At 69.7% G+C, this 4528-nt stretch carries 6 protein-coding genes; 5 read left to right on the top strand and 1 reads right to left on the bottom strand.

The features are described from left to right. Nucleotides 1-367 precede the first annotated feature (367 nt). A complete protein-coding gene (locus tag DI573_RS14090; protein WP_292815606.1) occupies nt 368-532 on the bottom strand; it encodes a hypothetical protein in 165 nt (54 codons plus the stop codon). 256 nt (nt 533-788) lie between these two features. Between DI573_RS14090 and DI573_RS14085 the strand changes: the two genes are divergently transcribed. The 5 genes from DI573_RS14085 to DI573_RS14065 all read left to right on the top strand — a co-directional run. Further along, nucleotides 789-1058 (top strand): Rho termination factor N-terminal domain-containing protein, encoded by a 270-nt coding sequence (locus DI573_RS14085; protein WP_292815604.1) that lies wholly within the window; start codon nt 789-791, stop codon nt 1056-1058. 3 nt (nt 1059-1061) lie between these two features. Then, nucleotides 1062-2024: a DNA topoisomerase IB gene (locus DI573_RS14080; RefSeq protein WP_292815603.1), complete on the top strand. Its 963-nt coding sequence runs from the start codon at nt 1062-1064 to the stop codon at nt 2022-2024. Nucleotides 2025-2051: 27 nt separating this feature from the next. After that, entirely contained in the window at nt 2052-2471 is a 420-nt protein-coding gene (locus tag DI573_RS14075; RefSeq protein WP_292815601.1) for a CrcB family protein, read from the top strand. Beyond that, a complete protein-coding gene (locus DI573_RS14070; RefSeq protein ID WP_292815599.1) occupies nt 2468-2860 on the top strand; it encodes a CrcB family protein in 393 nt (130 codons plus the stop codon). The genes DI573_RS14075 and DI573_RS14070 overlap by 4 nt, the downstream gene beginning before the upstream one ends. A 93-nt stretch (nt 2861-2953) precedes the next feature. Beyond that, the coding region (locus DI573_RS14065; protein WP_292815596.1) for an efflux RND transporter permease subunit at nt 2954-4528 on the top strand (1575 nt) is incomplete at its 3' end.

Genomic DNA, 4528 nt, shown 5'->3' with positions numbered 1-4528 from the left:
GACCGCGTGCACCTCGATGCGCGCGCCGGGTTCGTCGTGAGCGACGACGTCGATCTGGCCGCCGACGAGGCCCACCTTCAGCTTGCGCACGGTCTCGATGTCGATGACGCGCGCCTCACCGGGGTGGATGATCCACTTCTCAAGTGACATGGGGTTCTCCTGTTGTCCGATTCAGACACGATATATCGTGTGTCGTGACGATAACACGATATATCTCGAAAGGGAACCGGGTCCGCCGACCGCACGGGAGGGCGCCGGCACCACGAACGGATGCCGCGGCCCGACGAGAGACGTCAGGCCGCGGCATCCGCGGAGGAGGGAACGGCGCTCGTACCCGAAAACGGCGCCGATCCGTGGGTTCGTGCGGCTAGGCCTTGCGGTTGCCGCTGATGACTCGGAAGAGGAACACGATGAGGGCGATGATGCCCGCGATGATCGCGACCCAGACCAGCCAGCCCAGCGCCGAGTTCAAACCGCCGACGATCGCCAGGACGATCGCGACCACGATGACGATGATGAGTGCGAGGTTCATGGAGGATTGCTCCCATTTCATTTCAGGCCGACCCCGGGGTGGGGGGACGGGTGCCGGGGCACGACACCACAGTCCCACTCCTGTGCATTCGATGCGAGGGGCTTGACGCTCCAACTCTCGCGGTGCTATCCACATGCGCCTACGCAGGTGCCGTGTCAACCCCGTGCACTCCCGCGGACTCGGGCGTATGGTCTGCGGTGCGGACAGCATCCTCGTCGTCCGCGCACCCACGAACGCGACCGAGAAGGAGGCACACATGCCCCGGGGACGTGGATCGAACAGCCTGAAGGACCCCGAGCTCTACGAGGAGCTTCGCGACGACGGCGCCTCCAAGGAGAAGGCCGCCCGCATCTCCAACGCCGCCGCCCGCGATGGCCGCAAGGCCGTCGGTGAGCGCGGCGGCCGCTCCGGCGACTACGAGGAGTGGACCGTCGCAGATCTGAGGGGCCGCGCGAAGGAGCTCGGCATCTCGGGATACTCCGGCAAGAAGAAGTCGGAGCTGATCTCGATGCTCCGCAACCACTGACGCGTGCCGCGCCTCGTGCGCGTGCGTCCACTCGAGGACGCCGGCATCACCCGTGTGCGCGCGGGCTCCGGATTCCGCTACGTCGACCACAGGGGTCGGTCCGCCGCCGCCCGAGACGTCGCACGCATCCGGACTCTCGTCATCCCGCCAGCGTGGCAGGAGGTCTGGATCTGCCGTGAGTCGCGTGGACACATCCAGGCCGTGGGCACCGATGACGCCGGCAGGCGTCAGTACGTGTACCACCCCGACTGGAGCGCGAACCGGGACCGCAACAAGTACGCGCGCGCACTGGCGCTCGGCGAATCGCTGCCCCGCGCCCGCGCCCGTGTGACGAGCGCCCTGCGCCGCTCCGCGCTCGATCGGGAGAAGGTGCTCGCGGTCGCATTCCGGCTGCTCGACCTCGGCGCGCCCCGGGTAGGTTCGGCGAGGTATCTCGCCGCCCACGGAAGCCGGGGGCTCACGACGCTGCAGAGGCGGGATGTCGTGGCCGAACCGCCGCGCATCACCCTGTCGTTCCCGGGCAAGAGCGGCAAGCGCGCCCACATCGTGATCGACGACGCCGACCTCGCGGCGGTGGTGGCCGACCTGGCGCAGGGGCGGCCACGCGCCGCTCTGCTGTCGTATCGCCGCGGGCGCCGGCGCGTGCCGCTGAGCCCTTCGGACGTGAACGCGTACGTCCGTGCCCTCACGGGCGGCCGGTTCACTGCCAAGGACTTCCGGACGCTGCGCGGCACGATCCTGGCCGCCGAGGCGCTGGCGCGCATCGGCACGGTCGACACCAAGGCCGACCGCAGACGCGCCGAACAGCTCGCCGTGCGGGCGACGGCCGAGGCGCTCGGCAACACTCCCGCCGTCGCGCGCTCGAGCTACATCGATCCCCGAGTGTTCCGCCACTACGCACGCGGACGACTGCTCGACCTCGACATCTCGCCCGAGTCGGCGATCCGCGAGCTCCTGGGCGGGTGAGCCCGGCACCTCAGTAGGGTGGGGCGCATGCCCCGCGCGCCCGTCGTCCGACCGCGTCTGCTGGGCGCCGTCGTCGCGGGCGGGATGCTGGGCGTCGCCCTACGGGCGCTGCTCACGGTGGGCGCGGGCCCCGACGCGATCGCCGCCGCCACCCTCGCGATCAACGTCGCGGGGTCCTTCGGCCTGGGTGTCGTCATCGGGCTGCTCGGCGCCCGTCATCCCGCCCGTCGCGCCTTCTTCGGCACGGGGGTCTTCGGCGGGTTCACCACGTACAGCGCCTTCGCCGTGCAGTCGGTCGAGGCGACAGCATCCGCCCCTCTCCTCGCCGCGGGCCTCGCCGTCGTCTCGATCGTTCTGGGCATCGCGGCGGCCGCGGCGGGTCTCGCGCTCGGCCGGGACATCGCGCGTCGCCGGGGGTCGTTCGATGATCCGAGCGAGGCCGAATGAGCGGGCTCGAGCTGCTGCTGACGGCGCTCGCGGGCGGCGTCGGCGCCGGTCTGCGCTACATCGTCGACGCGATCGTCGTCGCCGGGCGGCCGCTGCGGTTTCCGTACGGAATCCTGGTCGTGAACGCGACGGGCTCGCTCGCGCTGGGTCTGCTCGTCGGCGTCGTCGGGCACGCGGGGTCGGCGGCGCTCGTCCTCGGCGTCGGGCTTCTCGGCGGCTACACGACCTTCAGCACCGTGTCGGTCGAGACGGTGCTGCTGGCCGAGGAGGGGCGCCGTCGCAGCGCCGTGATCAACGCCCTCGGCACCGTCGTGGCGTGCCTCGCGGTGGCAGGTCTGGGCCTGACGGCCGGAGGCGCTCTGACGGCCTGGGGGCAGCGCATCGGGTGAGATACTGGCATCCGATACATCTCCGTATCGAGCGCCGCGCACTCTGTCCTGCTCGATCGTGCGGCGACGCGATCCCCCCAGCGAAGGTCCCCTGTGTCGAAGCTCGCCGTCCTGAGTCTCAAGAACCGCGCCCTCATCGCCCTCATCACGATCGTGGCGGCCGTCTTCGGCGGACTCGCCCTGACGAGCCTGAAGCAGGAGCTGATCCCCTCGATCGAGTTCCCTCAGCTCGCGATCGTGACCACCTATCCGGGAGCGTCCCCCGAGGTCGTCAACACCGACGTCTCGACGCCGATCGAGACCGCCATCCAGGGGGTTGCGGGGCTCGAGTCGACGACGGCGACCAGCACCACCAACGCCTCGATCATCTCGGCATCCTTCACCTACGGCACGGACCTCGCCACCGCCGAGCAGAAGATCACGCAGGCTATCAACCGCATCGACGCGCAGCTGCCGGAGTCCGTCGAGCCCAATGTGATCTCGGCGAGCTTCGACGACTTCCCCGTCATCCAGCTCGCCGTCACCGGATACGACGATGCGCTCACCATCCAGTCGCAGCTGGAGCAGAGCGTGATCCCCGATCTCGAAGACGTCGACGGGGTGAACGCCGCGCAGGTGGTCGGCGGCATCGGGCAGCGCATCACGATCACGCCGGATCAGGCACAGCTGGCGGCCGCCGGATTCAGCACGCAGGCGATCCGCGACGCCCTCGATCAGAACGGCGTGCTCTTTCCCGGCGGCGACATCACCGAGGGCGATCAGACCCTCACGGTGCAGACGGGCGTGAAGATCACGACCGTCGAGGACCTCGCCGCCCTCCCGCTCGTGCCGAGCGACCCTGCGCAGCTGGCCGCGGGAACCACGACGATCGGCGACGTGGCGACCGTCGCCGAAGACACCGACCCCGTGACCTCCATCTCGCGGGTCGACGGCGAGCCGGCACTCACCATCGCGATCACCAAGCTGCCGGCCGCGAACACCGTGGACGTCTCGCGCGGCGTGCTCGCGATCGTCCCCGACCTCGAGGCGGCCCTCGGCGGGCCCGCGTTCACCGTCGTCTTCGATCAGGCGCCCTACATCGAGCAGTCGATCGAGGCACTCGCGCAGGAAGGCCTGCTCGGTCTCGTGTTCGCGGTGATCGTGATCCTCGTGTTCCTGCTGTCGGTGCGCTCGACGCTCGTCACCGCCATCTCGATCCCCACGAGCGTGCTGATCACCTTCATCGGCATCCAGGCGTTCGGGTACTCGCTGAACATCCTGACCCTCGGCGCGCTGACGATCGCGATCGGCCGGGTCGTCGACGACTCGATCGTCGTCATCGAGAACATCAAGCGGCACTACGTGGGCGACGCCGACAAGCGGGCCTCGATCCTGCTCGCGGTGCGCGAGGTCGCGGCCGCGATCACCGCGTCGACGATCACGACGGTCGCCGTGTTCCTGCCGATCGCCTTCGTGGGCGACGTCACCGGCGAGCTGTTCCGGCCGTTCGCGTTGACGGTGACGATCGCGATGACCGCGTCGCTCTTCGTCGCACTCACGATCGTGCCCGTGCTCGCGTACTGGTTCCTGCGGCCCGGCAAGGCGCTGCGCGACGCGGAGGGGAACCCGGTCGATCCCGAATCTCCCGCGGCGCCCCCCACCCGCCTGCAGAAGGCGTATCTGCCGGTG

Source organism: Microbacterium sp. (assembly GCF_003248605.1).
Taxonomy (GTDB): domain Bacteria; phylum Actinomycetota; class Actinomycetes; order Actinomycetales; family Microbacteriaceae; genus Microbacterium.
This window is presented reverse-complemented; position numbering and strand designations above follow the sequence as displayed.